The following is a 25,288-nucleotide window of genomic DNA, read 5'->3' on the forward strand; positions in this document are numbered from 1 at the left end:
GCTCAGGCTCCCGTGTTGACGTGCTTGGTGTTCACGAGGTCCACCTTCTCGGTTTCCGAGACTTCTTTGGCCCAGCGGTAGTCGGCCTTGCCCGCAGGATTGCGCTTGACGGTGTCCACAATCCAGACGCTGCGCGGCACCTTGTATCCGGCAATCTCCTTGCGCGCATGGGTGTCCAGTTCTTCGAAGGTGAGCTCCACGCCGGGACGCACCGCGACGACAGCGCCCACATGCTGACCCCACTTCTCGTCGGGCACACCGACGACAACCGCGTCGAACACGGCGGGGTGGCCCTTCAGGACGCTCTCGACTTCCTCAGGGAACACCTTCTCGCCGCCGGTGTTGATCGACACCGATCCGCGACCCAGCATGGTGACAGTGCCGTCCGCTTCGACGGTCGCCCAGTCACCAGGGATCGCGTACCGCACACCGTTGAACGTCTTGAACGTCTCGGCGGTCTTCTTCTCGTCCTTGAAGTATCCGACCGGGATGTGCCCACTCTTGGCGATGAGACCCCGCACCCCGGAACCGGGCTGGATCGGATTGCCTTCCTCGTCGAGAACCGTTGTGGTGGAACTGATCTTCACGGTTGGGCCACCCGGATGCATCTGCCCCTTGGTAACGGTGGACAACCCGCCGGTACCGGTCTCGGAGGCGCCGATCGCATCGGTGATCACCCGGTTGGGCAGCAGTTCCAGGTACCGCTCCTTGACCGTCTGCGAGAACAGTGCGGCACTGCTGGCCAACACCCACAGCGAGGACAGATCGCGGGCGCGGCCCACCTCGGTATCCAACGCGTCGATCAGCGGTCGCCCGATCGCGTCGCCGGCGAAGAACAGCATGTTGATCTTGTGCTTCTCGATGAGTTCCCACACCTCTTCGGGGTTGAACTCGGGCGCGAGCACCGTGGTGCGCCCCTGGAACAGGGCCATGAAGGTCGCGGCCTGGGTGGCGCCGTGGATCATCGGTGGGATCGGGAAACCGATGAATGGAGCGGCCTCGGCTCCCTGCTTGGCCAGGTCCCACTCACCCTCGATGTACTCGCCGGTGACATAGTTGATCCCGCCGAACAGCGAGCGGTAGATGTCCTCGTGCCGCCACATCACACCCTTGGGGAAGCCGGTGGTGCCGCCGGTGTAGATCAGGAAGATGTCGTCGGGGCTGCGCTCGGCGAAATCACGTTCCGGAGATCCCTGCGCCAGCGCATCTGCGAACGTGACGCCGCCGTACGAGTCAAACGACCCGTCCGCGCCATCTTCCACCACGATCGCGGTCTTGACGTTCGGGGTGCTCGGCAGGACGTTCGCGACCTTGTCCGCATACCGGCGCTCATGCACCAGGGCCGCCATATCGGAGTTCTCGAACAGGTAGTGCAACTCGGCCTCGACGTACCGGTAATTCACGTTGACCGAGATCGCGCGGATCTTGACGATGGCCGTCAGCGCTACGACGATCTCGATGCCGTTGCGGCAGTACAGGCCGACCTTGTCGCCGGGGCCCACGCCCTGGCTCTGCAGATAGTGCCCCAGCCGGTTGGACTGTTCCTCAAGCTCTGCGTACGTCAGCTTTCGGTCACCGGAAATGATGGCAACACGATCGGGCATAGTGTCGATTGCATGCTCAATGAGGTCGGCAATGTTAAGGGCCATGTCCATAAATTAGAACGTGTTACATTTTTAGACAAGCCCCGGCCCAATGAAGGAGCCTCATGACGGACACAGTGACCGAACAGGACGCCCCGCACGCCCTAGTGGAACTCCGCGATCACGTCCTCATCGTGACGATGAATCGTCCGCACGCACGCAACGCCCTGTCCGGGGAAATGCTGGAAATCATGACGCAGGCCTGGGACCGCGTCGACAATGATCCCGACGTTCGCGTCTGCATCCTGACCGGTGCAGGCGGGTACTTCTGCGCCGGAGCGGACCTCAAGGCCATGAACAAGCGCGCCCCGGGCGACCAGTTCTCCGACGGCAGCTACGACCCGTCCGTCATCCCCGGTCTGCTCAAGGGCCGGCGCCTGACCAAGCCGCTGATCGCGGCCGTCGAGGGCCCCGCGATCGCCGGCGGCACCGAAATCCTGCAGGCTACCGATATCCGCGTCGCGGGTGAGAGCGCCAAATTCGGTGTCTCCGAGGTGAAGTGGAGCCTGTACCCGATGGGCGGGTCGGCCGTGCGCCTCCCCCGCCAGATCCCGTACACGGTCGCCTGCGACATCCTGCTCACCGGCCGGCACCTCAAGGCCCCGGAAGCCAAGGAAATCGGGCTCATCGGCCACGTCGTCCCCGACGGCCAGGCACTGGACAAGGCCCTGGAGCTTGCGAACATGATCGCCGCGAACGGACCCCTGGCGGTGCAAGCGGTCCTCAAGACCATCCGCGATTCGGAAGGCCTGCACGAGAACGAGGCCTTCAAGGCCGACACCAAGGTCGGCATCGGGGTCTTCACCAGTAACGACGCCAAGGAAGGCCCCCGCGCCTTCGCCGAGAAGCGCGCCCCCAACTTCACCGGTACCTAGACCGGCCCACATAGTGTGGGCGGCGTGACGCCCATGTTCCCGCTGCAGTCGGTGCTGCTGCCGGGTGAGCCCCTGCCGCTGCGTATCTTCGAGCCGCGCTACGTCGCCCTGGTCCGGGACGTGATGGCCGCCGACCGTACCTTCGGCACCGTTCTGATCGCTCGCGGCAGAGAGGTGGGTGGCGGAGACGTCCGCCACGACGTCGGCACCGCGGTCCGCGTCCTGGACTGCGAGTCCCTCGGCGCGGAGCGCTTCGCGTTGCGTTGTGAGGGCGCGCATCGAATCCGCATCAACCGGTGGCTCGACGACGATCCGTATCCGCGTGCCGAGACCGAACCGTGGCCCGACGAGCTCGATGAGCGGGTGCTGCCGTTGAGTGCCCTCAACGAGGTGCAGGCACGTATCGAGAACCTGCTGCGCCGGGTCGCGACCGCACAACAGGTGCGCCTGCCCCGCCGGTGGTCCATCGCCACCGGGCTGCCCAGCGGCGCCGAAAAGCGGCTGTACGCGTTGGCATCTCGAGTGCCCATGGGTCAGGCCGATCGGCACGCCGTGCTGGCAGCACCGACGTTGGAGACGCGGTTTCACGCACTGAATGAGGCCGTCGACACCGTCACCGCAATGCTCGACTTCCGCGAGGTTTAGGTCAGCGCCGCCAGCTGTTTGACGTGCGCGACACTGCGGCAACCGACCACCAGCATGGTGACCCCCGCGGCCTCCCAGGTCTTGATCTGCTCACGTACCTCGGCCTCGGTTCCTACGATGGTGGTGTCGAGCACCAACTCATCCGGAATCACTTCGGCCGCCTTGTCCTTGCGGTTGGTGCGGAACAGCTCGGTGACCTCATCAACCACCTCGCCGTAACCCATGCGCCGATACACCTCGGCGTGGAAGTTGAGTTCGACCGCGCCCATGCCCCCGATATACAAGGCGGAGAACGGCTTCAGCTGGTCGAGCACCGAGCGGCGGTCGTCGGTGACGATCACCTGCGCGGTAGCGGCGATCTCGAAGTCCTTGCGGCTGCGCCGGGCGCCGGGACGCGAGAAGCCCTCGTCGAGCCATTCGTTGTACATGTCGGCGAGCCGCGGCGCATAGAACATGGACAGCCAGCCGTCGGCGATCTCAGCGGTCAACGCCACATTCTTCGGGCCCTCGGCCCCGAGGAAGATGGGGATATCGGCACGCAGCGGATGCACGATCGGCTTGAGCGGCTTGCCCAGCCCGGTGGCCTTGTCCCCGGCCAGCGGCAGCGGATAGTGCGGGCCGTCGCTGCGTACGGGCGCCTCGCGAGCCAATACCTGCCTGATGATGTCGATGTACTCGCGGGTGCGGGCCAGAGGTTTGGGGAATGGTTGTCCGTACCAGCCCTCCACCACCTGCGGCCCGGATACGCCCAGCCCCAGGATATGGCGGCCACCGGAGAGGTGATCCAGCGTCAGGGCCGCCATGGCACAGGCCGTGGGTGTTCGCGCCGAGAGCTGAATCACCGAGGTACCCAACCTGATTCGGCTGGTGTCCGACCCCCACCAGGCCAACGGGGTGTACGCGTCGGAACCCCAGGCCTCAGCCGTGAAGACGGCGTCGAATCCGCCCTCCTCGGCGGCGGCCACCAGTTCGGGCGCGTTCTCCGGCGGGGAGGCCGACCAGTACCCCAGCTGCAATCCGAATTTCATGGCCCGACTGTAACCGGCGGGATATGCCGCGACCACCACCCTTGCGAAAAAAACTAGAACTTGTTCTACTCGGAGGTGTGACAGTCAGCCAAAGCAGCACAACCGGGCAATTGCCCCTCCTGACGGCACCCCTCGAACTGTCTTTTGATTACACCCGTTCGGTGGGACCGACCCTCTCCAAGTTCTTCACCGCCCTGCGCGATCGGCAGATCGTCGGCACCCGCGGCAGCGACGGCAGGGTTCACGTACCGGCGGCCGAGTACGACCCGGTGACCTACGCACCCCTGACCGAGGTGGTGCCGGTGTCGAGTGTCGGCACGGTCCAGTCGTGGTCCTGGCAGCCCGAGCCGCTCGAGGGCCAGCCGCTGGCCAAACCGTTCGCCTGGGCACTCATCAAGCTCGACGGTGCCGACACCGCGCTGCTGCACGCCGTCGACGCAGGGGATGCGGGCTCCGCCGGTATCGAGACCGGTGCCCGCGTGCACGCGGTATGGGCCGATGAGACCGTCGGCGCGATCACCGACATCGCCTACTTCGCACTCGGAGACCGTCCGGTCGACGTGCCCGCGCCCGCACCAGATCAGGAGCCGGTGACCATGCAGGTCACCCCGATCCGGCTGGAAGTTCAGCACATCACCTCACCGGAGGAGAGCGCCTATCTGCGCGCGCTGGCCGAGGGCAAGCTGCTCGGCGGCCGCACCGGCGCCGGTGGACGTGTGTACTTCCCGGCGCGTGGGGCCGATCCGCTGACCGGTGAGCCCACCTCGGACCTGGTGGAAGTGGCCGATAAGGGCGTCGTCACCACCTTCGCGATCATCAACATCCCCTTCCCCGGGCAGCGCATCAAGCCGCCGTATGTGGCCGCATATGTGTTACTCGACGGTGCCGATATTCCGTTCCTGCACCTCGTCTACGACATCGATCCGGCGGATGTCCGCATGGGTATGCGAGTCGAGGCCGTGTGGAAGCCCAAGGAGGAGTGGGGATACGGGATCGACAATATCCAGTACTTCCGCCCCACCGGTGAGCCCGACGCCGACTACGAGACCTACAAGGACCGGATCTGATGAGTTCCGCTGCCCCCGCAGTAGCAGTTGTGGGCTTCGCCCACTCCCCTCACGTACGCAGCACCGAGGGCACCACCAACGGTGTCGAGATGCTGGTGCCCTGTTTCCGGGAGATCTACGCCGACCTCGGAATCACCAAGTCCGATATCGGCTTCTGGTGCTCGGGATCATCCGATTACCTGGCCGGTCGTGCCTTCTCGTTCATCTCGGCGATCGACTCGATCGGTGCGGTGCCGCCCATCAACGAGTCTCATGTGGAGATGGACGCGGCGTGGGCGCTGTACGAGGCCTACATCAAGATCCTCACCGGGCAGGTGGAGACCGCACTCGTCTACGGATTCGGGAAGTCCTCCGCCGGCACCCTGCGCAGAGCCCTTGCCCTGCAGACCGATCCGTACACCGTCGCTCCGCTATGGCCCGATTCGGTGTCGTTGGCGGCGCTGCAGGCGCGGGTCGGCCTGGATTCGGGGAAGTGGACCAAGGAGCAGATGGCACAGGTTGCCCTCGACGCCCTCGGCCGCGCCCAGCGCGTGGATTCCGAGGCCCCGGCCTCGAGCGTCGACGAGCTGCTGGCGCGCGAGTACTTCGCCGATCCCCTGCACAAGCACGACATCGCGCCGATATCCGATGGCGCCTCGATCATGGTGCTGGCCTCTGGTGACCGCGCCCGCGAGCTACGCGAAAACCCAGCGTGGATTACCGGATTCGAACATCGGATCGAGACGCCGATACTCGGTGCCCGAGATCTGACCACCTCGCCGTCCACGGCTGCCTCCGCGGCCGCCGCGACCGGCGGCGACCCCGGCTCCATCGAGGTGGCCGAGTTGTACGCACCGTTCAGCCATCAGCAGCTGATCCTCGCCGAAGCCATTGGCCTCAAGGACTCCACGACCGTCAACCCTTCGGGCGGCACCCTGGTGGCCAACCCGATGTTCTCGGCCGGGCTGGAGCGGATCGGCTTTGCCGCACAACATATCTGGAATGGTTCGGCAGGAAGGGTGCTGGCCCACGCGACCAGCGGGCCCGTACTTCAGCAGAACCTCGTCGCGGTGCTGGAGGGTAAGTAATCGTGGGTGCATCAAAAAACCTTGCTGCTGTGATCGGCACCGGGCAGACCAAGTACGTGGCCAAGCGCCAGGACGTCTCCATGAATGGTCTTGTCCGCGAAGCGATTGACCGGGCAATGACCGATGCGGGTGTCGGCTGGGACGATATCGACGCCGTCGTAGTGGGTAAGGCCCCCGACTTCTTCGAGGGCGTCATGATGCCCGAGCTCTTCATGGCGGACGCGATCGGCGCGACCGGAAAGCCCATGATCCGGGTGCACACCGCCGGTTCGGTCGGCGGCTCCACCGGCGTGGTCGCGGCCAGCCTGGTGCAGTCGGGCAAGTACCGCCGTGTGCTGGCACTGGCCTGGGAGAAGCAATCGGAGTCGAATGCCATGTGGGCGTTGTCGATTCCGGTGCCCTTCTCGGTGCCCGTGGGCGCGGGTGCGGGCGGCTACTTCGCTCCACATGTGCGCGCATACATCGAACGCTCCAAGGCTCCGCTAGACACCGGAGCGATCGTCGCGGTCAAGGACCGGCTCAACGCGGCGAAGAACCCATTGGCACACCTTCACCAGCCGGATATCACCGTCGAGAAGGTGATGGCCTCTCCGATGTTGTGGGACCCGATCCGCTTCGACGAGACCTGCCCGTCCTCGGACGGCGCATGCGCAATCGTGGTGGGAGACGAAGAAACCGCCGATCGCCGTATCGCCGACGGCCATACGGTCGCGTGGGTGCATGCCACCGCGCTGCGCACCGAGCCGCTCGACTACACCGGGCGCGACCGGGTGAATCCGCAGGCAGGACGCGACGCCGCGGCGGCATTGTGGCGTGACGCGGGAATCACCAGCCCGATCGACGAAATCGACGCCGCAGAGATCTACGTGCCGTTCTCGTGGTTCGAGCCGATGTGGCTGGAGAACCTGGGATTCGCGGCCGAGGGTGAGGGCTGGAAACTGACCCAGGCCGGCGAGACCGCCATTGGTGGCCGGATCCCCGTCAACGCCTCCGGCGGCGTGCTCTCCTCGAATCCGATTGGGGCCTCGGGCCTCATCCGGTTCGCGGAGGCCGCCATCCAGGTGATGGGCAAGGCCGGCGATCATCAGGTACCAGGCGCCAAGAAGGCGCTGGGCCACGCGTATGGCGGTGGTTCCCAGTACTACTCGATGTGGGTGGTTGGCTCCGAGAAGCCGGAGGTGCAGACAGCATGAGCCTCGCAGATGAAGCGGGCAAGCGTTCCCGCGCAGCCGTCGAAGCCCGCGACAAGCAGGCCTGGGTCGACAACTTCGCCGACGACGGCGTAGTGCAGGATCCGGTGGGTCCGTCGCTGTTCGATCCCGAGGGCAAGGGGCATCGCGGCAAGCAGGCCATTGCGGCTTTCTGGGACAACATCATTGCGCCCACCGAGAACCTGGATTTCATCTTCGACGCCACCTACGACTGCGGCACACATCAGGCCAACGTGGGCCGGATCGTCACCACGATGAACGGTTACCAGATGACGGCCGAGGGTGTGTTCACCTACGAGGCCAATGACGAGGGCAAGCTCGTCGTGTTGCGTGCGTACTGGGAGTTCGACAAGGTGGCGGGGACCGCCAAGAAGGTCTGACTCCGCCGAACCACATAAAGACCCCCGCGCTCGCGGCGACGGGGGCCTTTATGTCTTCGCGCTAAGAGGCCTGGCGACCGGCGCTGATCATCTCCTCGCGCGGTACCACTTTGATGCGTTCGCGACCCTGCTCCTCGCCGAGGGCTACCTCGTGAGCATCGAGCCGTTCCCACTCCTCCCACGTGGTGTAGTCAATCCCGCTTCCCCGTAGATGCGCGAAAACCGCATCGGGGTCGGAGATTTCGGCGGGTTGAATACCCGGGAGGTCTGCAAGCAGGCTGGAAATCGTCTCGGCTGCATCGGATTTAGTGTGTCCGATCAATCCCACGGGCCCGCGCTTGACCCAGCCCGTGACGTAGGTCGATTCGACCGGGATTCCGTCGATATCGAGCACCCGTCCGGCGTCGTGCGGAACAACCCCGGCGTGGTGGTCGAACGGCAGGTCCGCCAGGTGCGAGGAGATGTAGCCGACCGCGCGGTAGACCGCCTGCACCGGCCAGTCGGTGTATTCGCCTGTTCCCCTGACAGTTCCGTCGCCGATGAGCTCGGTGCGCTCGGTGCGCAGGGCTTCGACCCGATCGATCCCCAGCACAGCCGCCGGCGACTGGCACAGGTGGATGTGGATGCGATGCGGCGCGCCGGTGGGCTCGGTGTCCAGGTACTTCATCATGGTGTCGACGACGAGCTTGGTGGCCTTACTGGAATTGATGGCTTGCTGGCTGCCCTCGTCGATCTCAAATCCCTCTGGGTGCACGATGACATCCACACTCGGCGAGTGGGACAGCTCGCGAAACTCCATGGGGCTGAACTTGATCTGCGCCGGACCGCGCCGCGCGAAGACGTGTACGTCAGTGGCCTGGTTGAGCGCCAGGCCCTGATAGACGTTGTCGGGGATCTCGGTGCTGAGCTGTTCGTCGGCAGGCTTGGCCAGCATGCGCGCGATATCCAGGGCCACATTCCCGGCTCCCAGCACCGCGACGCTCTTGGCCGTCAGCGGCCAGTCCCGCGGTACATCGGGGTGACCGTCGTACCAGGAGACGAAATCGGCGGCGCCATAGCTTTCCGGAAGGTCGATACCGGGGATGTCGAGGTCACGGTCGGCGCGCGCGCCGGTCGAGAAGATCACCGCGTCGTAGAAGCGCCGCAGATCCGAGAGCTTGATGTCGGTGCCGTAGTGGACATTGCCGATGAACCGGATCTCGTCGCGCGAGAGCACCCGGCGCAGCGCCTTGATGATCTCCTTGATGCGGGGATGATCGGGAGCCACGCCGTAACGCACCAAGCCATAGGGCGCGGGCAGTCGATCGAACACATCGACCTGCGCCTGCTCGTACTCCTTGGTGAGGATATCGGCGGCGTAGATACCGGCCGGACCTGCGCCGATAACCGCGACTCGGATCTTCCTCATGCCATCCCCTTTGATTCGGACATTGATTAGGTAAGGCAAGCCTAAAAATAATTCCGAAGAAAGTGGGACGCACGTCCAGAGATCCTGGTCACACTCCCGATCGCATCTCAGTAGCCTGAACGCGTGCTCATCGCGCTCATCCTCATCCTCGTCGCAGTTCCGCTCGCCCTATTCGCACTGCTCGTAGTCGGTATCCGGATGCAGATCCCCGCGATACTCAACGCGGTCCGCCGGTTCAATCGCGCCGTGACCAACCCCAGAGTGATGACAACCGCCGGTACCGCATCCACGTCAACAGCGGTCATCCACCACACCGGCAGGAACAGCGGACGTGCCTACGAGACCCCCGTCGAGGCCTTCGACACACACGAGAACACCGTGCTCATCCTCTTGCCGTACGGCGCGAACGCCGACTGGGTTCGCAATGTCATCGCACGGGGCGGGGCCGAGCTGGTCCGGGCCGGGGAAACTCTGCGCCTTACCAACCCACGCGTGGTCCGCACCGCCGAAGTGCGTACCCAGCTGCCCGCCAAGGAACTGCGGATGCAGCGGGTATTCAACGTGCCCGACTGCCTGCAGCTGAGCAGGCCATAGCGGTTACGTGTCCAAACCGTCCAGGTAGCGCTTCCCCAGCGCCTGGTAGGCGGCGGGAACGCCCTTGGTGAGGAACTCCGCGGGGGTGCCCGCGACGGGCCCCTTGACCTTGGCGGGCGAGCCCATCACCAGCACGTCCTCGGGGATTTGGCTGCCGCCGAGTACCAACGAACCCGCGGCCACCATGCTGCGCGAGCCGATGGAGGCGCCGTCGAGCACCGTCGCGTGATTTCCGATCAGGGCGCCGTCACCCACGGTGCAGCTGTGCACCAGGCACATGTGCGCCACCGTGGCTCCCTCACCGATATCGACCGGCATCCCCGGATCGCTGTGCAGCACCGACCCGTCCTGGATGTTGGCGCCCGCCCGGATCACAATCGGCGCGTAATCGGCGCGGATGACCGTGTTGAACCAGATCGAAGCGCCGGCTTCCACCGTGACATCCCCGATGAGACAGGCGGTCGGCGCGACGAACGCCTCAGGGTGGACGCTCGGGCTTTTTCCGTCGAGTGAGTACAAAGGCATGCGCAGACCCTAGCCAAGGGGCTTATTTGCGCTTGTGGCAGGCACATTTCTTGCGCCCCGGGGGGCCAAAACTGTAACATGTTCTAGTTGAAGATGGTCGCCACAGCGACCAGCATCGAAACACTGGAGGCAGCCCCGCCATGAGCACAGATACCGCAGGAATCGGCGTTCGCGAGATCGACGTCGGCGAGCTTCCCACGCGCTATGCCCGTGGTTGGCACTGCCTGGGCGTCGCAGAATCGTTCAGGGACGGAGAGCCGCACGCCATCGACGCGTTCGGCACCAAGCTGGTCGTATTCGCCGACACTCAGGGCGATATCAAGGTCCTCGACGGATACTGCCGTCACATGGGCGGCGACCTCTCCCAGGGCAGCATCAAGGGCGACAACGTCGCCTGCCCGTTCCACGACTGGCGCTGGGGCGGCGACGGCAAGTGCAAGCTGGTGCCCTACGCCAAGCGCACCCCCAAGCTGGCCCGCACCCGCAGCTGGACCACCGACGTCAAGAGCGGCCTGCTCTTCGTCTGGCATGACGCCGAGGGCAACGGCCCGACGGATGATGTGGAGATTCCGGAAGTTCCGGAGTTCGCCGACGACGGCTGGACCACCTGGGACTGGAACACCATCGTCATCGAAGGTTCCAACTGCCGCGAAATCGTGGACAACGTCACCGATATGGCGCACTTCTACTACATCCACTTCGGATTCCCAACGTTCTTCAAGAATGTCTTCGAGGGGCACATCGCCTCGCAGTACCTGCGCACCGTTGGCCGTCCCGATGTGCAGCTCGGTGGTTCCTCGCAGTACACCGGCGAGCAGATCCTCGATTCGGAAGCCTCGTACTTCGGGCCTTCCTTCATGATCAACTGGCTGCACAACAACTATGGCGGCTACAAGGCCGAGTCAATCCTGATCAACTGCCACTACCCGATCGACCAGAATTCCTTCGTGCTGCAGTACGGCGTCATCGTGCAGAAGCCCGAGGGCATGGACGAGAAGATGACCGGCAAGCTCTCGCGCGCCATGACCAAGGGTGTGGGACAAGGCTTCCTGCAGGACGTAGAGATCTGGAAGAACAAGACCCGTATCGACAACCCGCTGCTGGTCGAGGAGGACGGCGCCGTCTACCAGATGCGCCGGTGGTACTCGCAGTTCTACGTCGACAAGGCCGACGTCACTCCGGAAATGACCGACCGATTCGAACTCGAAATCGACACCACCAAGGCCAACGAATTCTGGCACGGCGAGGTCGACGAAAACCTGAAGCGGCAAGCGGACGAAAAGGCTTCCGCAGAAGCTCAAGCCGAGGCCGAAGCTCCCGCCGAGGCGACGCAAAGCTAGTGCGATGACGGAAGTTTCAGCATCGACTGAGGCCAACACCAGCCCACCTTCCGTGGAAGAGCTGGCTCAGTCGATGCTGGCTTTACATGGCGCCCACGGGGAAGACGAGGCTCACGAATCCGCTGGATCCGGCAGGCCGAACGGCCATTGGTCGAAGGCTCCCGCATTCGAACACAACCCGGAGCAGGCCGCGCTTCTGCACGAGGCGACCGAGAGCGATAAACAGCGGTATCTGACCTCCGGCCTGCAGGAGGTCGACTGCCGGTTCTGCCACGGCTCGGTAATGGTCAAGAAGCTGGGCATCAATCACACCGCGGTGCAATGGAATACCGAAGCAGCCGGACGCTGCGCCTACTTCGCACAGATGCGCGAGGAGGGCACCAACACCGCGCGGGTGCGCGGGTGCCCGCGTCTGTCCGACAGCATCGCGCATGCCGTCGCCGAGGGGTGCCTCGACCCGATCTGCACGGCGCCCCCACCCGGGGACGGGTGAGCTAGAGCTCCAGCAGCACGGTCACCGGGCCGTCGTTGATCAGTTCAACCTGCATGTGCGCCCCGAAAATCCCGGCTTCCACCTGTGCGCCGAGATTGCGCAGTGCGTCCGCGAATGCCGTCACGATAGGTTCGGCGACACTTCCCGGTGCCGCGGCATTCCATGCGGGACGACGCCCCTTCTTCGTGTTGGCATACAACGTGAACTGACTGACCACCAGTACCGGGGCACCGACGTCGGCGGCCGACTTCTCCTCATCGAGGATGCGCAGTCGCCACAGTTTTTCCGCGAGTTGCGCGGCCGTCTGGGCATCGTCGTCATGGGTGACACCCACCAGGGCCAACAACCCCTGGCCTTCGGGGCGGATCGCACCGACCACCTCCCCCTCGACGGACACTGTCGCCGACGTGACCCGCTGCACCAGAACACGCACGCTACGACCCTATCAGCGCTGCCAGTTTTTCCGCCTGTGCTCGAATCTCCGCGAATGCCGTTGTTTCCCAGAGATTTCCACGCCTCAGTGGCCCTATTGCCCACATCGGCACCACCCCAGGCAGCAGCCTTCCATCGGTATCGGTATCCAACCCGAGGTTCAGTGGGCCGGGTCGCGCCAGGCCGTCGGCAAGGAGTTGGTTCCACAACCGATCGGCACCGGCGGTGAGATCGTATTGCGGCCCGGTGCAATTGATCACTGCGCGCACGTGGAGAACCTGCCCTGTCGACAACGTCACGGCGACCCCGGAATCCGACGCAACAACGTCCTGCAGTTCCGCACGATGAACACGTAACGCACCGTCTGCGGTATCCCCGTCGATCTGAGCAGCAGTGCGCGGCGCCATCCGATGGCGGTGAATGTCCCACAGCCTGCGATATTTTCGCAGGAAACACTCGCGTTCACCCATACTCATACCCGCCCACAACGCGCCGACGTGGGGGCGCAGCGCATCCACGGCCGCACACATGTCGGCGCCCTCGGATATCACGTCCCGGACGTAACGCACGGCCTGCTCCAAGACGTCGCCGCGCTCAACAACGAACGCTGGAACCCGCGCCGGAGGGTGTGGATCTAGTCGATGTGCTCGCGGGAGCAGCCCACCACGGGATATCGCATGCAGGATTCGGCCCGGCCGTCGCAGCGTGCAGGCCAGGTCGGCCATCGTCAGACCGGTTCCGACCAGAAGCAGGTCGCCGTCCTCGGGAAGGTTGTCGAGCACACCTGCGCGCCAGGGATCACTCACAAAGAGCGCACTGCGCCGCAACCAGTCTGGCGCCCAGGAGGTTCCGGGGGTATTCGGCCCGGCCGCCAGCACCACGGTGTCGGCGTGCACCTCGTCGCCATTGCATAAAGCAACCGAGAGCCCGCCGGCGTGCCGAGCCACCGCGACGGCGCGGTAATGGACCCGAGTCACGCGATCACCGCGTGCTCCTTCGAATGCACTGGAGAGGTAACGTCCGAACAGTTCTCGCGGAACGAAATCCTCGGGGCTCGCCTCTGGTAAGCCGTTTTCAGCAAGCCAGGCAACGAAATCTGCCGGCTCGGCAGCAGTGACACTGAGCTTGCCCGCCGGAACGTTGAGAAGATGACGCGGATCCGCGGTGCGATAGGGCACTCCCGGCCCGGTCCTCCTATCGGGATCGATCAGTGTCAGATGTAGCGTCCCGGTGGCTGCGTGCTGCAGTAGATGCAGGGCGACAAGCGTTCCCGCCGCGCCGGCGCCCACTACGGCGATACGGGTCACAGCCCCGCGAAGCGCTCCATCACCGCTTCCTTACTCAGCCCATAGTCGGCAAGCGAGTAGACATGCTTGGGTGCGCGCGGGCCCTTTTGACTCTCGTCGTTCATCTTCTGCATCTCCACCAGAGCGGACGCCGACAGCTCCAATCCAAAGTGCCGGTAGATGGATTCAACGGTGCCGATCGGATCGGAGATGAAGTCGAAGTAGTCGACATCGCAGAATTGCGCCTCGTCGTACTTTGTGCGCGCGGACTTGAACGACTCCAGACCACGAGCCCAGGTATCCAGCTGATCGGCGCCGAGGGTGGCACCGACAAAGGTCTGCGACCAACCTGCCGTCGCATGCTCGTTGAGCGAGCAGACCGAGGCAATGATGGTCTCGGCAGGGCGATGTGTCTGGATGACCAAGGCATCGGGGTACACCTCCATGAGCGCATCAAGGGCGAAAAGATGACTCGGATTCTTAAGCACCCAACGCTTTTCGATGTCGTTGAGACCGATCAGCTGCAAGTTGGCCTTATAGCGGCGGTAGGCCGGGGTCCAGTCCTGCTGCGACAACCACTGCGCGTAGGAGGGCACGTGCGCAAGACATTCATACGAAACCGAGTGCACCGACTGCCGCAGAAGCTGCCAGCATTCCTCGACCTCGGTGGCCGACATGTAATGCAGGCCCATGAATTCCGGGTTCTCCACGTGATGCTTGGAGAACTGCGCCTCCAGCTGTTGGTACACCGGATTGGAATCCCAGGTATCGCGCGCCGGTCGAGGCTGCGGGAAGTCGGCCAGCCACATCTCCAGCCCCTGATGCATCGGATCGGCGTTCAGGAGGCGGTGCAGCGCGGTGGTGCCCGTGCGCGGTAGTCCGGTGACAAAGATGGGCCGATCGATGGCGACCTGCGCATGGTCGGGGTGCGCCTTGAAGGCCGCTTCGCTGAGTAACCGTGCACCCAACGCACCACGCAGGAACACCCGAGACATCTTGGAGCCCAACGGGGTCAGCCCGGCTTCGCTGTGATAGGAGTCGAGCAGCACCCCGAGCGCTTCACGGTAGTTGTCGACGGACCCGTCCCCGAAGTCGTCCAGTCCGATCAGCCGGGTGGCCGACTCGTGCAAATCGTCGACGGTGCCGACGCTGGTGCGCTCGGTGTTTGATTCAAGACTCATGTGGATTCTCCTTGTGGCTAAGCGTGGAACTCGCCGCAGTTGACATCGAGGGCCTGGCCGGTGATTCCGCTCGCCAGGTTGGACGCAAGGAACAGCACGGCATTGGCCACCTCATCGGTGGTCGGTAGCCGTTTGAGATCGGAGTTCGCGGCCGTGTATTCGTAAATCTGCTCGACGGTGCCGCCGTACTTCTTGGCCTGGTGCTCGAAGTAGCCCTTGAGGTTCTCACCCCACATGTATCCGGGTACCACCGAGTTCACCCGAACTCCCTGTGGCCCCAATTCTGTGGCCAATGATTGGGACATGGCCAGCAGCGCGGACTTGGCGATCTTGTAACTGCCGTAACGAATCTGCGAGTGCCGGATGACCATCGAGTTGATGTTGACGACCGCCCCGTTCGATCGGGCGAGCGCGCCCGCAAAGCCCTGCGTCAGCCTCAGCGTACCGACCACCGTGAGTTCGACGCTATCGCGAATATGCTGATAGTCGGTCTTCTCCAGAGACTTCATCGAAGGAATGCTAAAGGCGTTGTTGACAAGGATGTCGATGCTTCCGAACGTTTCGGTGGCACGTTCGACGAGGTTGGCGACGCTGGCCTCATCAGTGATATCCGTGGCCACCGCAAGGGCTTTGCGCCCGGTCGCGGTGATCTGCTCAGCCACCTCATCGAGGCGTGACTGGGTGCGTGCCGCGAGGACCACATCGGCACCGGCCGCGGCAAACTTGGTGGCCAGCGCACCGCCCAGTCCCGGGCCGATACCGGACACCACGACGACCTTGCCGTCAAAGTCGAGGAGACTCATCAGCCCAACATCCTTGCCCCGATGGCGTTCTGACGCTCGGCAATTCGACTACGCCAGCCCTCCGCGTCGATCTGATTCAGCGCGTAATGCGGCAATTTCGCGGGGACATCACCGATCGCGACCACCTCGACCTTCGGGCCGTCGGCGGCCGTAAGCGGACGATCGGCCCGCTGCCACCGGAACTGGAGGTATGCACGACGATGCCCCAGTGTCTCAATCCAGTTGGTGATACCAGGATTGGCATTACTCACCACCATCCTGATGTTGCCATCCGGGTCAACCTGAGCCTGACTGGAGTTCAGCGAGGTCTGATGGTTGATGTAGTCGAGCGAGATGTACCACAGGCTTCCGAGCTGAAAACCCTGATACGGCGCATCGGATTTGGGGACGGTGATGATCATCGCCTGGTCGTCGGCCAGGTCATAGTGCCCCACCGAGGAGAACTGGGTGGCCAGACCGCCGGGCGTGAGTCGCGGCTCCGTCATGGTGTTGACGGGCAGATTGTCGTAGAACCATTTGGGGAATTGCAGCCACGTCTTGACTCGGTTCACCAGCTGCTTACCAGCACTGGCGTAACGTTTTTCGATCTGTTCCTTGGTCAGCGGGGCCGGTGCGGTGCCCGCGGTGTCCACCCGTGCGATGGCGAGGGTGCCGCGCTGTGCACGCCAGTCGCTGTACACCTCACGCATGACCAGCTGTGCAGGTCCCGGTCCGAGGGTGAAGTAGTTGGGCCGCGACTCACTTGCCGGTCCGGGGCCGAAACGGACTTCGAAGCTGCCGTCGCTCTCGATGTGGATTTCGCGATCGTCGAAGGCGATGGCGCTTCCCGGCACGTTCTTGTCGGTGTACTCACCGCCGCCGAGCACCTGAAAGCTCAAATCCGCAGTGGTGCCGCGCGTTCCGGTGACCACATACTCGAACTCGCCGTTGACCCGCGCGCCGAAGTAGAGAGTGTCGGGGTTGTCCAATCCCATTTTCGTGAATGGCCCCGTGCCGGAGAGAAGAAATGGGTGATCGCGGTCGGTGTGAAACGCCATGTGCGTACAGGCCGCAATCCCCTGCGCCAGATACTGAAGCCCCTCGAGCAGGTCGGCCTCGGTGTCGATATGGGGTGCGGCGACAATCAGCTCCTCGGCTTCCGCGATCGCGGCCGTGAATGCCTCGCTGTACATGGCGCTCCTGACTGGTACAAATGTGTACCGCAGTGGTAGAATCCCTCCAGACATTAGAGCGCCCTGCCAGGTACGTCAAGAATGTCTGGATCTACGCAGGGGCACAGGAGGTTTCACCGGTGGTCGAGGAACGGGACAATGGGGCAGGCAGGACGTCGCCCCCTACCGAACGCGTGATGGCCGTACTCGATTTCCTGGCACGGCACCGCACCGAGCGCTTTGGACTTTCCGAATTGGCGCGCCGGTTAGGACTGAGCAAGCCCACCTGCCTGGGCATCGTGACCACCCTCGCCGAGTCGGGGTATCTCATCCGGGATGACCGCGACAAGACGTACAGCCTGGGCCCGGCGCTCATCCGTGTCGGCAGAGCCGCCCAGGAATCGCTGCGCGCCAAGCCGGCGAGCCGCGATCAATTACTCACGCTTACTCGAGAATTCGGGCACACCGCGGCGTTGTCCGCCGTCGTCAGCGATCGGGTCACGGTCCTGGAGGTGGTTAGTGACCCCGACCATCCAGTCCGGGTCGAGGTAGGCCAGAGTTATCCGTTCACTCCACCGGTGGGCCTGATGTTCGTGCTCTGGGACACCGACGAAACCATCGCCTCCTGGCTGGGCAAGGATCCGACCGCGCCCGGCCGTACCGCAGATGAACGGCTGCGCAAGGTAATCCAGGAGTGCCGTGCCGACGGCTATCTGGTCGAACTGCTGACCCCCGCCGGACGTCAGCTGTACTCACTCATGGCCGGGGTGCCCGGTGACATCCCCAACGAGTTGCGCGCCCTCCTCGGCGAGATCGTGTCGGGAATCGGCGAACGGGTCTACCTGCGCAGCGAGAACTACACCGTCGGCTCGGGGGCGAAAGTACGCCACCGGGTAAACGTGATGTCGGCACCGGTCTACGACCACAACGGCAAGCAGGCAATGGTCGCGAGCCTCTACATCGGCGACGACCTCACCGACGCCGAGATCACCGTGCGCGCCAAGGCTCTGGTACACACCGCGGACGGAATCACCGAACACATCGGCGGCACCAAGCCGTAGCAGTATTTGCTACATGCTGCACAAATGCTGTTATATTCATATTCATCATGTAGCCACGCGTGATGGATGTAAATGGGTGGGGGCCAGAATGAATTGCCGCGAGACGCTAGCCCGCACCGTCGCCGTCGGCGCCGCCGCCGCACTGTTCTCGATCACTAACCCTGCACCGGCATTCGCTGGCGACCCCTGGGTTCTCGCCGTATGCGGCACAACCAATACTCAGACTGGCGCAGCCGTAGGGTCATGGGCCGGCGCAGGCGCCTCCGACCAAGACGCGGTCGATGACATGAAGGCCAGTGCGCCTTCGGATCTCGACGCCGCGGGGCCGTGCTTCGCACTCTCCGGGCTGACACAGGATTCCGCCATCCAGTCACGCGACATGACCCGCCAGTACCTGAGCACCCAAAAGCCCGGGAAGGTCTTCGAAATGATCACCGGCAGGCAGCCAGGGTCACCACTGGCGTAGTTATCCGCCCTTCGAGCTCCCGCCAGCTTCCGAGGCGCGCGCGTACGCGCCCGCCCATTCACGTTTATGTGCGCGGTCGTGCGCTCGCGCCCATGTCACCCATTGACACCCAACAAGAACACGTTCTAATCTGGGCTGGACCGAATACGAACCGATACGGTACATATTTGGACCGAAATGGAGTAACCGCATGCCGACATCGCCCGATGTTCTTCGCCACAGAGGCTCATCAGCCGCCGAGTCGTACGAGTTATCGCACTTGAGCGCGCTGGAAGCCGAGGCCGTCTACATCTTCCGCGAAGTTGCGGCGACCTTTGAAAGGCCCGTGCTGCTCTTCTCCGGCGGCAAGGATTCCGTGGTCATGCTCCACGTCGCGGCCAAGGCATTCTGGCCATCGCCGCTGCCCTTCCCCGTCATGCACATCGATACCGGGCACAACTTCGACGAGGTCATCGCTTTCCGCGACGAGACGGTTGGCCGCTACAACCTGCGGCTGGAAATCGGCAGTGTGCAGGACGACATCGACTCGGGTGCCGTCGTCGAGGAGACCGGACCAGGCGCCACGCGTAACCGCCTGCAGACCGCGACCTTGTTGCGCAGCATCAACGAGCACCGCTTCGATGCCGTGTTCGGCGGCGCGCGCCGCGACGAGGAGAAGGCCCGCGCCAAGGAGCGGGTGTTCAGCTTCCGTGACGAGTTCGGCCAATGGGATCCACGCGCCCAGCGCCCGGAACTCTGGAACATCTACAACGGTCGCCACCGCAAGGGTGAACACATCCGGGTGTTCCCGCTGTCCAACTGGACCGAGCTGGATATCTGGCAGTACATCGAATCCGAGGACATCACGCTGCCTCCGCTGTACTACGCGCATAAACGCAATGTGGTGGAACGCGACGGAATGCTGTTGGCCGACACTAGATTCCTCACCCTGCAGCCGGGCGAGGAACTCGTCGAGAAGTCCGTTCGGTTCCGCACGATCGGTGACGCGACGTGCACCGGCGCCGTCGAATCTGTCGCGTCAACTCCCAGCGCGGTAGTGGAAGAGGTTGCCGCAACCCGCATCACCGAGCGGGGAGCCACCCGCGCCGATGACCGGATCTCCGAAGCCGGCATGGAAGACCGCAAGAAGGAAGGGTATTTCTGATGAGGCGCTTGCGCGAAGAACAAGGGCAGAGCTGATGAGCCCGCAGACCATCGAAACCACCGAACCTGCCCAGGAGCTCATCCGCATCGCCACGGCGGGCAGCGTCGACGACGGCAAGTCCACCCTCATCGGTCGTCTGCTGTACGACTCGAAGTCGATCTTCGCCGATCAGCTGGCCGCCGTGGAAGCCAGCAGCAAGGCCAAGGGCGAGACACATACCAACCTGGCACTACTCACCGACGGGCTGCGCGCCGAGCGTGAGCAGGGCATCACCATCGACGTCGCGCACCGCTACTTCTCCACGCCCGCACGCAAATTCATCATTGCGGACACCCCGGGGCATGAACAGTACACCCGCAATATGGTGACCGGCGCCTCGACCGCTGACCTGGCGATCATTCTGGTCGATGCCCGCAACGGGCTGACACAACAGACTCGCCGGCACGCGTTCATCACCTCGCTGCTCGGTGTCGAGCACGTGGTGCTGTGCATCAACAAGATGGATCTGGTCGACTGGTCCCCTCAGCGTTTCGACGAAATCAAAGAGGAATTCCGCAGATTCGCCACCAAACTGGAGCTGCATGACCTCACCGTCATTCCCGTGTCGGCGCTCCTGGGCGACAACATCGTCACCCGGTCGGCGAATACCCCTTGGTATGAGGGTCCGTCGTTGTTGCACCATATTGAGCAGGTACATATTTCGTCAGACCGCAACCTGATCGATGCCCGCTTTCCCATCCAGTACGTCATCCGCCCCCAGGGCGGTGCGGCGGCACCGGGCGCCGAGCACATCACCGACCTACACGACTTCCGGGCCGTGGCCGGAACCGTTGCCAGCGGCGTATTCAAGCCTGGCGACGAGATCGTCGCGTTGCCATCAGGTTTCACCTCAACCGTATCGGCGATCTGGGGTCCGGGTGGCGCGGTCGTGGATGAGGCCTTCGCCGGAAGCGCGGTAAGCGTGCAACTTGCCGACCAGCTCGACCTGGGCCGCGGCGACATGCTCTGCCGGCCGAACAATCGGCCACTGGTAGGTGGCCAGATCGATGCCATGGTGTGCTGGTTCACCGATGTTTCCACCCTCTCCGAGGGATCGCGATTCGTGATGCAGCATGCCAACTCGACGGTGAAAGCCGCCGTTGCCGGCCTTGACTACCGGCTCGACGTGAACAGCCTGCACCGGGACCAGGAAGCAAAGGAACTGAAGCTCAACGAGATCGGACGCGTGCAGTTGCGACTGCAGCGACCGATCATGTTCGATCCGTACCGGCGCAACCGGACCACCGGCAGCTTCATCCTGGTCGACGAGGCCACCAACAACACGGTCGCCGCCGGCATGATCTCCGGCCCGACTCTGCACCAGTCCAAGGTGGTCTGGCACTCGTCCGCGGTTTCTCGCGAGGAACGCTCCACCAAGGGCGGGACGATATGGATCACCGGGCTCTCCGCATCCGGAAAATCTACCGTGGCAGTTGAATTGGAGCGGCGGCTGGTGGCAATGGGCATCCCCGCCTATCGGCTCGATGGCGACAATCTGCGGCACGGCCTCAATGCGGACCTCGGATTCTCGGCGGCCGACCGCGCCGAAAACGTTCGCCGCGTGGGCGCCGTCGCCCAGATTCTTTCCGACTCCGGGGTGGTCGCGGTGGCCGCGCTCATCAGTCCGTATCAAGCCGATCGGGACAAAATCCGGGCCCAGCACGAAAAGGCCGGGCTGCCCTTTATCGAGGTGTTCGTCGACACTCCCGTGGAGGTCTGCGAGCAGCGCGACCCGAAGGGCATGTACGCCAAGGCCCGTGCCGGGGAGATCAGCGACTTCACCGGAGTCAACGCGCCCTACGAGGCCCCGGTGAACGCCGAGCTGGTGTTGCGTCCGCAGGAAGGCAATCCAGAACAGCAGGCGGCCGCGATCCTGGAGTACTGGTTGTCTGTCTAGCGCTCGGTTTCCAATTCGTTGACCACCGAGTCCACGACCGCGCCCAGGTCGCCGTCATGCTCTTCGGCCACCCGCCGCTGGCGCTGATAAGACCCGCCATGGCGGTAGATATCCTCCACGGCGGCCAGCTCGGTCTCGCATTCCAACAGCCGCGCGATGGGTTGCAGCCGAGTCAGCAGATCGTCGAGGTCCTCGGTCACCAATCTCTCATTGCTGTCCTCATCCAGGATTATGACCGCGTCGAGCCCGTAACGCGCACTGCGCCACTTGTTTTCCTGAACATGCCAGGGCGGCATGGTGGGCAGTGACTCCCCCGCCTCCAGCTTGCGGTCCAGGTCCACCACCAGGCAGTGCGTCAGTGCCACCAGAGCCTCGAGTTCGGCGACGTTGGAGATCCCGTCGAAGATCCTGATCTCGACGGTGCCCAGTGCCGGTGAAGGCCTGATATCCCAACGGATTTCGTTGAGTTGGTCGATGATTCCAGTCTTCATCTGATCGTCGACAAAGCCCTCGAACTGCTCCCAGGTCTGAAAGTGGAATGGCAGACCGGCGGTGGGCAACTGCTGGAACATCATGGCCCGGTTACTGGCGTATCCGGTGTCCTGCCCCTCCCACATCGGGGATGACGCGGACAGCGCCAAAAGGTGCGGGTAGTAGTTGAGCATCGAGGTGACGATCGGCATCACCTTGTGCTTGGAGGAGATGCCGACGTGCACGTGCACACCCCAGATCAGCATCTGACGCCCCCACCATTGGGTGCGGGCAATCAGCTCGTCGTATCGCGGGGCATCGGTGAGCTGCTGCGCCGACCACCGGGCGAAGGGATGCGTTCCGGCGCAAAACAGCTCCATGCCCATCGATTGCACGGTCGGCCGCACAGTAGCGAGGGTTGTCTGCAGGTCATCCATCGCCTCGGCGACCGTCCCGCAGATGCCCGTCACCACCTCGATGGTGTTACGCAGCAGCTCCTTGTGCACGTGCGGTGTCTCGCCGATCGCCGCCAGTACCGCGGAGGCCTCGTTGGTGAGGTCTCTGCTCTGGGCGTCGACGAGCGCGAATTCCCACTCAACCCCCAGCGTGGGTCGCGGTGACCCGCGAAATTCGATCGGGCGGGCCACTCTGGCGGCTAGCCCGCGTCGATGAGACCGCAGGCCACACGCTTGCCCGCATCACCCGTCGACTTGGTGGTGTCGTCGGGACCTGCCGTGCCATTGGCCTGGGTGTACCGCTCGGGCGGAACGTTGGCGAAGTTGTCGGCCTTCTCGTGGATGATGATCGAAGTGCCGTTGCCAGCGGTCAGATCATCCTTGGTGAACGAATCCGCAGTGGTAACCAGCTCGCCCGAGCCGTCCTTGAGAATGTTGATCGACACCAGATCGCCGCTGGACGGATGACCGGTGTAACCGGGGACGTTGAAATGTCCGCCCGCAGACAAGAAGTCACCCGGCGTCCCGCCGGCAGGTGCGGTGGAGTTGGCCTCGCACTTCTTGAACGAGTGGATGTGCAGCCCGTGGAACCCTGGGGTGAGCTTGCCATTCTCGGTGGTCTTCACAGTGATGGTGGCGAATCCGTCCTGGAACACGAACTCGGCCTTGGCCACCGGCGTGCCGTCGGCGAGCTTGAGCGTGGCGTTGAGCTTCTCACCCGAAGGGATCGGCTGCTCGCCGCCGTGGCCGCCGTGGCCGCCCGCGGTCGAGGGCGCCGTGGAACCGGTCCACACCGGAGGTGTGGTGCCCGGAGTGGTGCTGGCGGGCTGATCCGGGGAGCATCCACTCAGGGACAAGGCAACGGCAGCAAGGGTTCCGGCGGCGAGAACGGCGGGCTTAACCATGGGCCTCATCATGCCATCTCTCCTACAGCGTGTAGCACCCGCAGTGCCGATCCGTCAGATCGGTCAGATGGCGACAGCGACGACGACACCCGGCGGCTGTTCCACGAGTTCGGGTGCACGCGGCGCGGCCTGAACACCGAGCACCTTGGCGATTTCGTGGGCAGCCTCTTCTTCTCCGGCGGTCTTGCCGAAGAAGACGGTCGTGACGTTCACCTCGGGCATCGGCAGGTTGCCGACTTCGGCGACCTTCCAGCCTGCGGCCGTGACCTGGTCGGCGGCACCCCGCGCCAGGTCGGGCACCGAGGTGGTGTTGTACACACGAACCTCCGGCTTGGGCGCGGGCGGCGGTGTCGTCGACTTCGGGGCTGCGGCGGCGCTGACCGATGTGGACGTCGAGTCCGATGACGCGGACTTGTCCGATCCGAGAGCGTTGAACCCGACGAGCAGGAAAATCACTCCGAGAAACAGCAGCACCATCACCATGGCGCGAAGCGGCAGACCATGAGAATCGGGTACGCGTTCGTTCATTGTGAATCCACTCTACGGTCCGAGGGCGCCAGCACCTATTCAGCCGGCCGCTCCGAGACAGCTATGTGACCTCAAACCCCAGGCGACGCGCGGCACGGGCCTTCTGACGGCTGGCACGCAGCCGACGGAGACGTTTAACCAGCATCGGGTCGGCAGCCAGGGCCTCTTGACGATCTACCAGCGCATTCAATACCTGGTAGTAGCGGGTGGCCGACATACCGAAGAGCTCCTTGATGGCGTCTTCCTTGGAACCCGCGTACTTCCACCACTGCCGTTCAAAGGCCAGGATGTCGTGCTCGCGCCGGCTCAGACCAGCAGCGATCTCGACTCCGTCTGAGCCGACGGCAGGCGAATCCTGACCAGCATTCGCAGCCTTCGACTGCTCAGCTCGCGCCTGGGCGCCGTCCATAAAAGCTCCTGACCCAACCGGGCGTTTGTCGTCTTGTCTCTTGATCGATCGCGTTCACTGCAACACTGAAAATAACAACACTGTGGTTCGGCGATATTTAACCACGCTCAAACCGCAACTCCGGCTAGCCAACCCCGCGCGTCGGCTCTCAATACCAAGCCGATAGCTTGCCTTCCGTGGCTATTGTTCCTATCCGCATTGTCGGCGACCCGGTGCTGCATGCGCCAACCGAGCCCGTCCCGGTCGGTCCTGACGGTTCGCTACCCGACGATCTGCCCGAGCTGATCGCGAACATGTACGAGACCATGGACGCCGCCAACGGCGTCGGGCTCGCCGCCAACCAGATCGGCGTGCCCCTGCGCCTGTTCGTCTACGACTGCGCCGACACCCGTGGCGGCGGAACCCGCCATCGCGGCGTGGTGATCAACCCGGTCCTGGAAACCTCCGCCATCCCCGAGACGATGCCCGACCCGGATGACGACGAAGAGGGCTGCCTGTCGGTACCCGGAGAGTCCTTCCCCACCGGACGCGCGGACTGGGCGCGGGTCACCGGCCTGGACGCCGACGGCAAAGAGATCACCCTGGAGGGCAACGATCTGTTCGCGCGCATGCTGCAGCACGAAACAGGGCACCTCGACGGATTCCTCTATATAGACACGCTGATCGGCCGGAACGCTCGCGCGGCCAAACGCGCGGTCAAGTCCAACGGTTGGGGCGTACCCGGATTGAGTTGGACGCCAGGACAAGTCGCTGATCCGTTCGGACACTAGAGCGACCCGGCGCC

At 63.9% G+C, this 25,288-nt stretch carries 27 protein-coding genes; 14 read left to right on the top strand and 13 right to left on the bottom strand.

The annotated features are described in order from the left end of the window. Window positions 1-2: 2 nt before the first annotated feature. Window positions 3-1,655 carry an acyl-CoA synthetase gene (locus HBA99_RS21240; protein ID WP_070932662.1) on the bottom strand — a complete coding sequence of 551 codons (1,653 nt, stop codon included), beginning with the start codon at window positions 1,653-1,655 and terminating at the stop codon, window positions 3-5. 53 nt (window positions 1,656-1,708) lie between these two features. On the opposite strand from HBA99_RS21240, the gene HBA99_RS21245 reads away from it, so the two are divergent. Both HBA99_RS21245 and HBA99_RS21250 read left to right on the top strand, forming a co-directional pair. Continuing rightward, a complete protein-coding gene (locus tag HBA99_RS21245; protein WP_030096322.1) occupies window positions 1,709-2,518 on the top strand; it encodes a crotonase/enoyl-CoA hydratase family protein in 810 nt (269 codons plus the stop codon). Between the two features lie 15 nt (window positions 2,519-2,533). Next, window positions 2,534-3,163, top strand: coding sequence for an LON peptidase substrate-binding domain-containing protein (locus HBA99_RS21250; protein WP_078353962.1), 630 nt, complete (start codon window positions 2,534-2,536; stop codon window positions 3,161-3,163). Here the strand turns inward: HBA99_RS21250 and HBA99_RS21255 are convergent. After that, complete coding sequence (locus tag HBA99_RS21255; RefSeq protein ID WP_070952430.1) at window positions 3,160-4,191, bottom strand: LLM class F420-dependent oxidoreductase; 1,032 nt, start codon at window positions 4,189-4,191, stop codon at window positions 3,160-3,162. The two genes, HBA99_RS21250 and HBA99_RS21255, sit on opposite strands and share 4 nt — an antisense overlap. Before the next feature lie 77 nt (window positions 4,192-4,268). On the opposite strand from HBA99_RS21255, the gene HBA99_RS21260 reads away from it, so the two are divergent. From HBA99_RS21260 to HBA99_RS21275, 4 genes are read left to right on the top strand one after another with little or no spacing between them, the layout of a single operon-like run. Then, window positions 4,269-5,258 (top strand): Zn-ribbon domain-containing OB-fold protein, encoded by a 990-nt coding sequence (locus HBA99_RS21260; protein ID WP_109394557.1) that lies wholly within the window; start codon window positions 4,269-4,271, stop codon window positions 5,256-5,258. Beyond that, on the top strand, window positions 5,258-6,325 hold the full coding sequence (locus tag HBA99_RS21265) for a thiolase domain-containing protein (RefSeq protein ID WP_057968121.1): 1,068 nt from the start codon (window positions 5,258-5,260) through the stop codon (window positions 6,323-6,325). The genes HBA99_RS21260 and HBA99_RS21265 overlap by 1 nt, the downstream gene beginning before the upstream one ends. 2 nt (window positions 6,326-6,327) lie before the next feature. Beyond that, window positions 6,328-7,518 (top strand): thiolase domain-containing protein, encoded by a 1,191-nt coding sequence (locus HBA99_RS21270; protein ID WP_109418689.1) that lies wholly within the window; start codon window positions 6,328-6,330, stop codon window positions 7,516-7,518. Beyond that, on the top strand, window positions 7,515-7,916 hold the full coding sequence (locus HBA99_RS21275; RefSeq protein WP_070950583.1) for a nuclear transport factor 2 family protein: 402 nt from the start codon (window positions 7,515-7,517) through the stop codon (window positions 7,914-7,916). Before HBA99_RS21270 ends, HBA99_RS21275 begins: the two co-directional genes overlap by 4 nt. 61 nt (window positions 7,917-7,977) lie before the next feature. Here HBA99_RS21275 and HBA99_RS21280 read toward each other — a convergent pair whose 3' ends face one another. Beyond that, on the bottom strand, window positions 7,978-9,324 hold the full coding sequence (locus HBA99_RS21280) for an FAD-dependent oxidoreductase (RefSeq protein WP_030096315.1): 1,347 nt from the start codon (window positions 9,322-9,324) through the stop codon (window positions 7,978-7,980). A gap of 123 nt (window positions 9,325-9,447) precedes the next feature. Here HBA99_RS21280 and HBA99_RS21285 point away from each other — a divergent pair, with 123 nt between their 5' ends. Then, complete coding sequence (locus HBA99_RS21285; protein WP_070932655.1) at window positions 9,448-9,918, top strand: nitroreductase family deazaflavin-dependent oxidoreductase; 471 nt, start codon at window positions 9,448-9,450, stop codon at window positions 9,916-9,918. 3 nt (window positions 9,919-9,921) lie between these two features. Here the strand turns inward: HBA99_RS21285 and HBA99_RS21290 are convergent, their stop codons facing one another. Then, the gene (locus tag HBA99_RS21290) at window positions 9,922-10,443 is read right to left on the bottom strand and encodes a gamma carbonic anhydrase family protein (protein ID WP_057964336.1); all 522 of its coding nucleotides are present in this window, start codon (window positions 10,441-10,443) and stop codon (window positions 9,922-9,924) included. A gap of 140 nt (window positions 10,444-10,583) precedes the next feature. Between HBA99_RS21290 and HBA99_RS21295 the strand changes: the two genes are divergently transcribed. Beyond that, window positions 10,584-11,783 carry a 3-ketosteroid-9-alpha-monooxygenase, oxygenase component gene (locus HBA99_RS21295; RefSeq protein ID WP_057968125.1) on the top strand — a complete coding sequence of 400 codons (1,200 nt, stop codon included), beginning with the start codon at window positions 10,584-10,586 and terminating at the stop codon, window positions 11,781-11,783. 52 nt (window positions 11,784-11,835) lie between these two features. Continuing rightward, window positions 11,836-12,276 (top strand): hypothetical protein, encoded by a 441-nt coding sequence (locus tag HBA99_RS21300; RefSeq protein ID WP_081343043.1) that lies wholly within the window; start codon window positions 11,836-11,838, stop codon window positions 12,274-12,276. 1 nt (window position 12,277) lies between these two features. On the opposite strand, the gene dtd is transcribed toward HBA99_RS21300, so the two are convergent. Genes dtd through HBA99_RS21325 form a run of 5 tightly spaced genes read right to left on the bottom strand, consistent with a single transcriptional unit; the run spans window position 12,278 to window position 17,150 of the window. Next, on the bottom strand, window positions 12,278-12,709 hold the full coding sequence (gene dtd / locus HBA99_RS21305) for a D-aminoacyl-tRNA deacylase (protein WP_057968127.1): 432 nt from the start codon (window positions 12,707-12,709) through the stop codon (window positions 12,278-12,280). 1 nt (window position 12,710) lies between these two features. Beyond that, entirely contained in the window at window positions 12,711-14,015 is a 1,305-nt protein-coding gene (locus HBA99_RS21310) for an FAD/NAD(P)-binding protein (protein WP_070952000.1), read from the bottom strand. Continuing rightward, window positions 14,012-15,175 carry a sulfotransferase family protein gene (locus HBA99_RS21315; protein WP_057964333.1) on the bottom strand — a complete coding sequence of 388 codons (1,164 nt, stop codon included), beginning with the start codon at window positions 15,173-15,175 and terminating at the stop codon, window positions 14,012-14,014. Before HBA99_RS21315 ends, HBA99_RS21310 begins: the two co-directional genes overlap by 4 nt. Window positions 15,176-15,192: 17 nt before the next feature. Then, complete coding sequence (locus tag HBA99_RS21320) at window positions 15,193-15,978, bottom strand: SDR family oxidoreductase (protein ID WP_070951999.1); 786 nt, start codon at window positions 15,976-15,978, stop codon at window positions 15,193-15,195. Further along, window positions 15,978-17,150: a hypothetical protein gene (locus HBA99_RS21325; RefSeq protein ID WP_070923073.1), complete on the bottom strand. Its 1,173-nt coding sequence runs from the start codon at window positions 17,148-17,150 to the stop codon at window positions 15,978-15,980. The genes HBA99_RS21320 and HBA99_RS21325 overlap by 1 nt, the downstream gene beginning before the upstream one ends. Before the next feature lie 119 nt (window positions 17,151-17,269). Here HBA99_RS21325 and HBA99_RS21330 point away from each other — a divergent pair, with 119 nt between their 5' ends. The 4 genes from HBA99_RS21330 to cysC all read left to right on the top strand — a co-directional run bounded on the left by HBA99_RS21330 (window position 17,270) and on the right by cysC (window position 21,736). Next, entirely contained in the window at window positions 17,270-18,190 is a 921-nt protein-coding gene (locus HBA99_RS21330) for an IclR family transcriptional regulator (RefSeq protein WP_070921020.1), read from the top strand. Between the two features lie 88 nt (window positions 18,191-18,278). Then, complete coding sequence (locus HBA99_RS21335) at window positions 18,279-18,656, top strand: hypothetical protein (protein WP_070932641.1); 378 nt, start codon at window positions 18,279-18,281, stop codon at window positions 18,654-18,656. A 190-nt stretch (window positions 18,657-18,846) separates the two neighbouring features. Further along, on the top strand, window positions 18,847-19,800 hold the full coding sequence (gene cysD / locus HBA99_RS21340) for a sulfate adenylyltransferase subunit CysD (protein ID WP_070932639.1): 954 nt from the start codon (window positions 18,847-18,849) through the stop codon (window positions 19,798-19,800). A 34-nt stretch (window positions 19,801-19,834) separates the two neighbouring features. Then, window positions 19,835-21,736 (top strand): adenylyl-sulfate kinase, encoded by a 1,902-nt coding sequence (cysC, locus tag HBA99_RS21345; protein WP_070932637.1) that lies wholly within the window; start codon window positions 19,835-19,837, stop codon window positions 21,734-21,736. Here cysC and HBA99_RS21350 read toward each other — a convergent pair. The 4 genes from HBA99_RS21350 to HBA99_RS21365 all read right to left on the bottom strand — a co-directional run bounded on the left by HBA99_RS21350 (window position 21,733) and on the right by HBA99_RS21365 (window position 24,504). Beyond that, window positions 21,733-22,854 (bottom strand): glutamate--cysteine ligase, encoded by a 1,122-nt coding sequence (locus tag HBA99_RS21350; protein WP_070932635.1) that lies wholly within the window; start codon window positions 22,852-22,854, stop codon window positions 21,733-21,735. The genes cysC and HBA99_RS21350 overlap by 4 nt on opposite strands. Window positions 22,855-22,862: 8 nt before the next feature. Beyond that, window positions 22,863-23,579 carry a superoxide dismutase[Cu-Zn] gene (sodC, locus tag HBA99_RS21355; RefSeq protein ID WP_030096301.1) on the bottom strand — a complete coding sequence of 239 codons (717 nt, stop codon included), beginning with the start codon at window positions 23,577-23,579 and terminating at the stop codon, window positions 22,863-22,865. Between the two features lie 51 nt (window positions 23,580-23,630). Further along, window positions 23,631-24,095 (bottom strand): LytR C-terminal domain-containing protein, encoded by a 465-nt coding sequence (locus HBA99_RS21360; protein ID WP_030096300.1) that lies wholly within the window; start codon window positions 24,093-24,095, stop codon window positions 23,631-23,633. A gap of 61 nt (window positions 24,096-24,156) precedes the next feature. Then, complete coding sequence (locus HBA99_RS21365) at window positions 24,157-24,504, bottom strand: DUF3263 domain-containing protein (RefSeq protein ID WP_030096299.1); 348 nt, start codon at window positions 24,502-24,504, stop codon at window positions 24,157-24,159. A 176-nt stretch (window positions 24,505-24,680) separates the two neighbouring features. On the opposite strand from HBA99_RS21365, the gene HBA99_RS21370 reads away from it, so the two are divergent. Further along, the gene (locus HBA99_RS21370) at window positions 24,681-25,274 is read left to right on the top strand and encodes a peptide deformylase (protein WP_030096298.1); all 594 of its coding nucleotides are present in this window, start codon (window positions 24,681-24,683) and stop codon (window positions 25,272-25,274) included. The last annotated feature ends 14 nt before the right edge of the window (window positions 25,275-25,288 follow it).

The organism is Mycobacteroides chelonae (assembly GCF_016767715.1).
Taxonomy (GTDB): Bacteria; Actinomycetota; Actinomycetes; order Mycobacteriales; family Mycobacteriaceae; genus Mycobacterium; species Mycobacterium gwanakae.

What these genes read in the sequence shown, in the direction of transcription:
- HBA99_RS21240 (WP_070932662.1), bottom strand. Translation starts at nt 1,655, where the DNA reads ATGGACATGGCCCTTAACATTGCCGACCTCATTGAGCATGCAATCGAC.
- HBA99_RS21245 (WP_030096322.1), top strand. Translation starts at nt 1,709, where the DNA reads ATGACGGACACAGTGACCGAACAGGACGCCCCGCACGCCCTAGTGGAA.
- HBA99_RS21255 (WP_070952430.1), bottom strand. Translation starts at nt 4,191, where the DNA reads ATGAAATTCGGATTGCAGCTGGGGTACTGGTCGGCCTCCCCGCCGGAG.
- HBA99_RS21265 (WP_057968121.1), top strand. Translation starts at nt 5,258, where the DNA reads ATGAGTTCCGCTGCCCCCGCAGTAGCAGTTGTGGGCTTCGCCCACTCC.
- HBA99_RS21275 (WP_070950583.1), top strand. Translation starts at nt 7,515, where the DNA reads ATGAGCCTCGCAGATGAAGCGGGCAAGCGTTCCCGCGCAGCCGTCGAA.
- HBA99_RS21280 (WP_030096315.1), bottom strand. Translation starts at nt 9,324, where the DNA reads ATGAGGAAGATCCGAGTCGCGGTTATCGGCGCAGGTCCGGCCGGTATC.
- HBA99_RS21290 (WP_057964336.1), bottom strand. Translation starts at nt 10,443, where the DNA reads ATGCCTTTGTACTCACTCGACGGAAAAAGCCCGAGCGTCCACCCTGAG.
- HBA99_RS21295 (WP_057968125.1), top strand. Translation starts at nt 10,584, where the DNA reads ATGAGCACAGATACCGCAGGAATCGGCGTTCGCGAGATCGACGTCGGC.
- HBA99_RS21315 (WP_057964333.1), bottom strand. Translation starts at nt 15,175, where the DNA reads ATGAGTCTTGAATCAAACACCGAGCGCACCAGCGTCGGCACCGTCGAC.
- HBA99_RS21320 (WP_070951999.1), bottom strand. Translation starts at nt 15,978, where the DNA reads ATGAGTCTCCTCGACTTTGACGGCAAGGTCGTCGTGGTGTCCGGTATC.
- HBA99_RS21325 (WP_070923073.1), bottom strand. Translation starts at nt 17,150, where the DNA reads ATGTACAGCGAGGCATTCACGGCCGCGATCGCGGAAGCCGAGGAGCTG.
- HBA99_RS21335 (WP_070932641.1), top strand. Translation starts at nt 18,279, where the DNA reads ATGAATTGCCGCGAGACGCTAGCCCGCACCGTCGCCGTCGGCGCCGCC.
- cysD (WP_070932639.1), top strand. Translation starts at nt 18,847, where the DNA reads ATGCCGACATCGCCCGATGTTCTTCGCCACAGAGGCTCATCAGCCGCC.
- cysC (WP_070932637.1), top strand. Translation starts at nt 19,835, where the DNA reads ATGAGCCCGCAGACCATCGAAACCACCGAACCTGCCCAGGAGCTCATC.
- sodC (WP_030096301.1), bottom strand. Translation starts at nt 23,579, where the DNA reads ATGATGAGGCCCATGGTTAAGCCCGCCGTTCTCGCCGCCGGAACCCTT.
- HBA99_RS21360 (WP_030096300.1), bottom strand. Translation starts at nt 24,095, where the DNA reads ATGAACGAACGCGTACCCGATTCTCATGGTCTGCCGCTTCGCGCCATG.
- HBA99_RS21365 (WP_030096299.1), bottom strand. Translation starts at nt 24,504, where the DNA reads ATGGACGGCGCCCAGGCGCGAGCTGAGCAGTCGAAGGCTGCGAATGCT.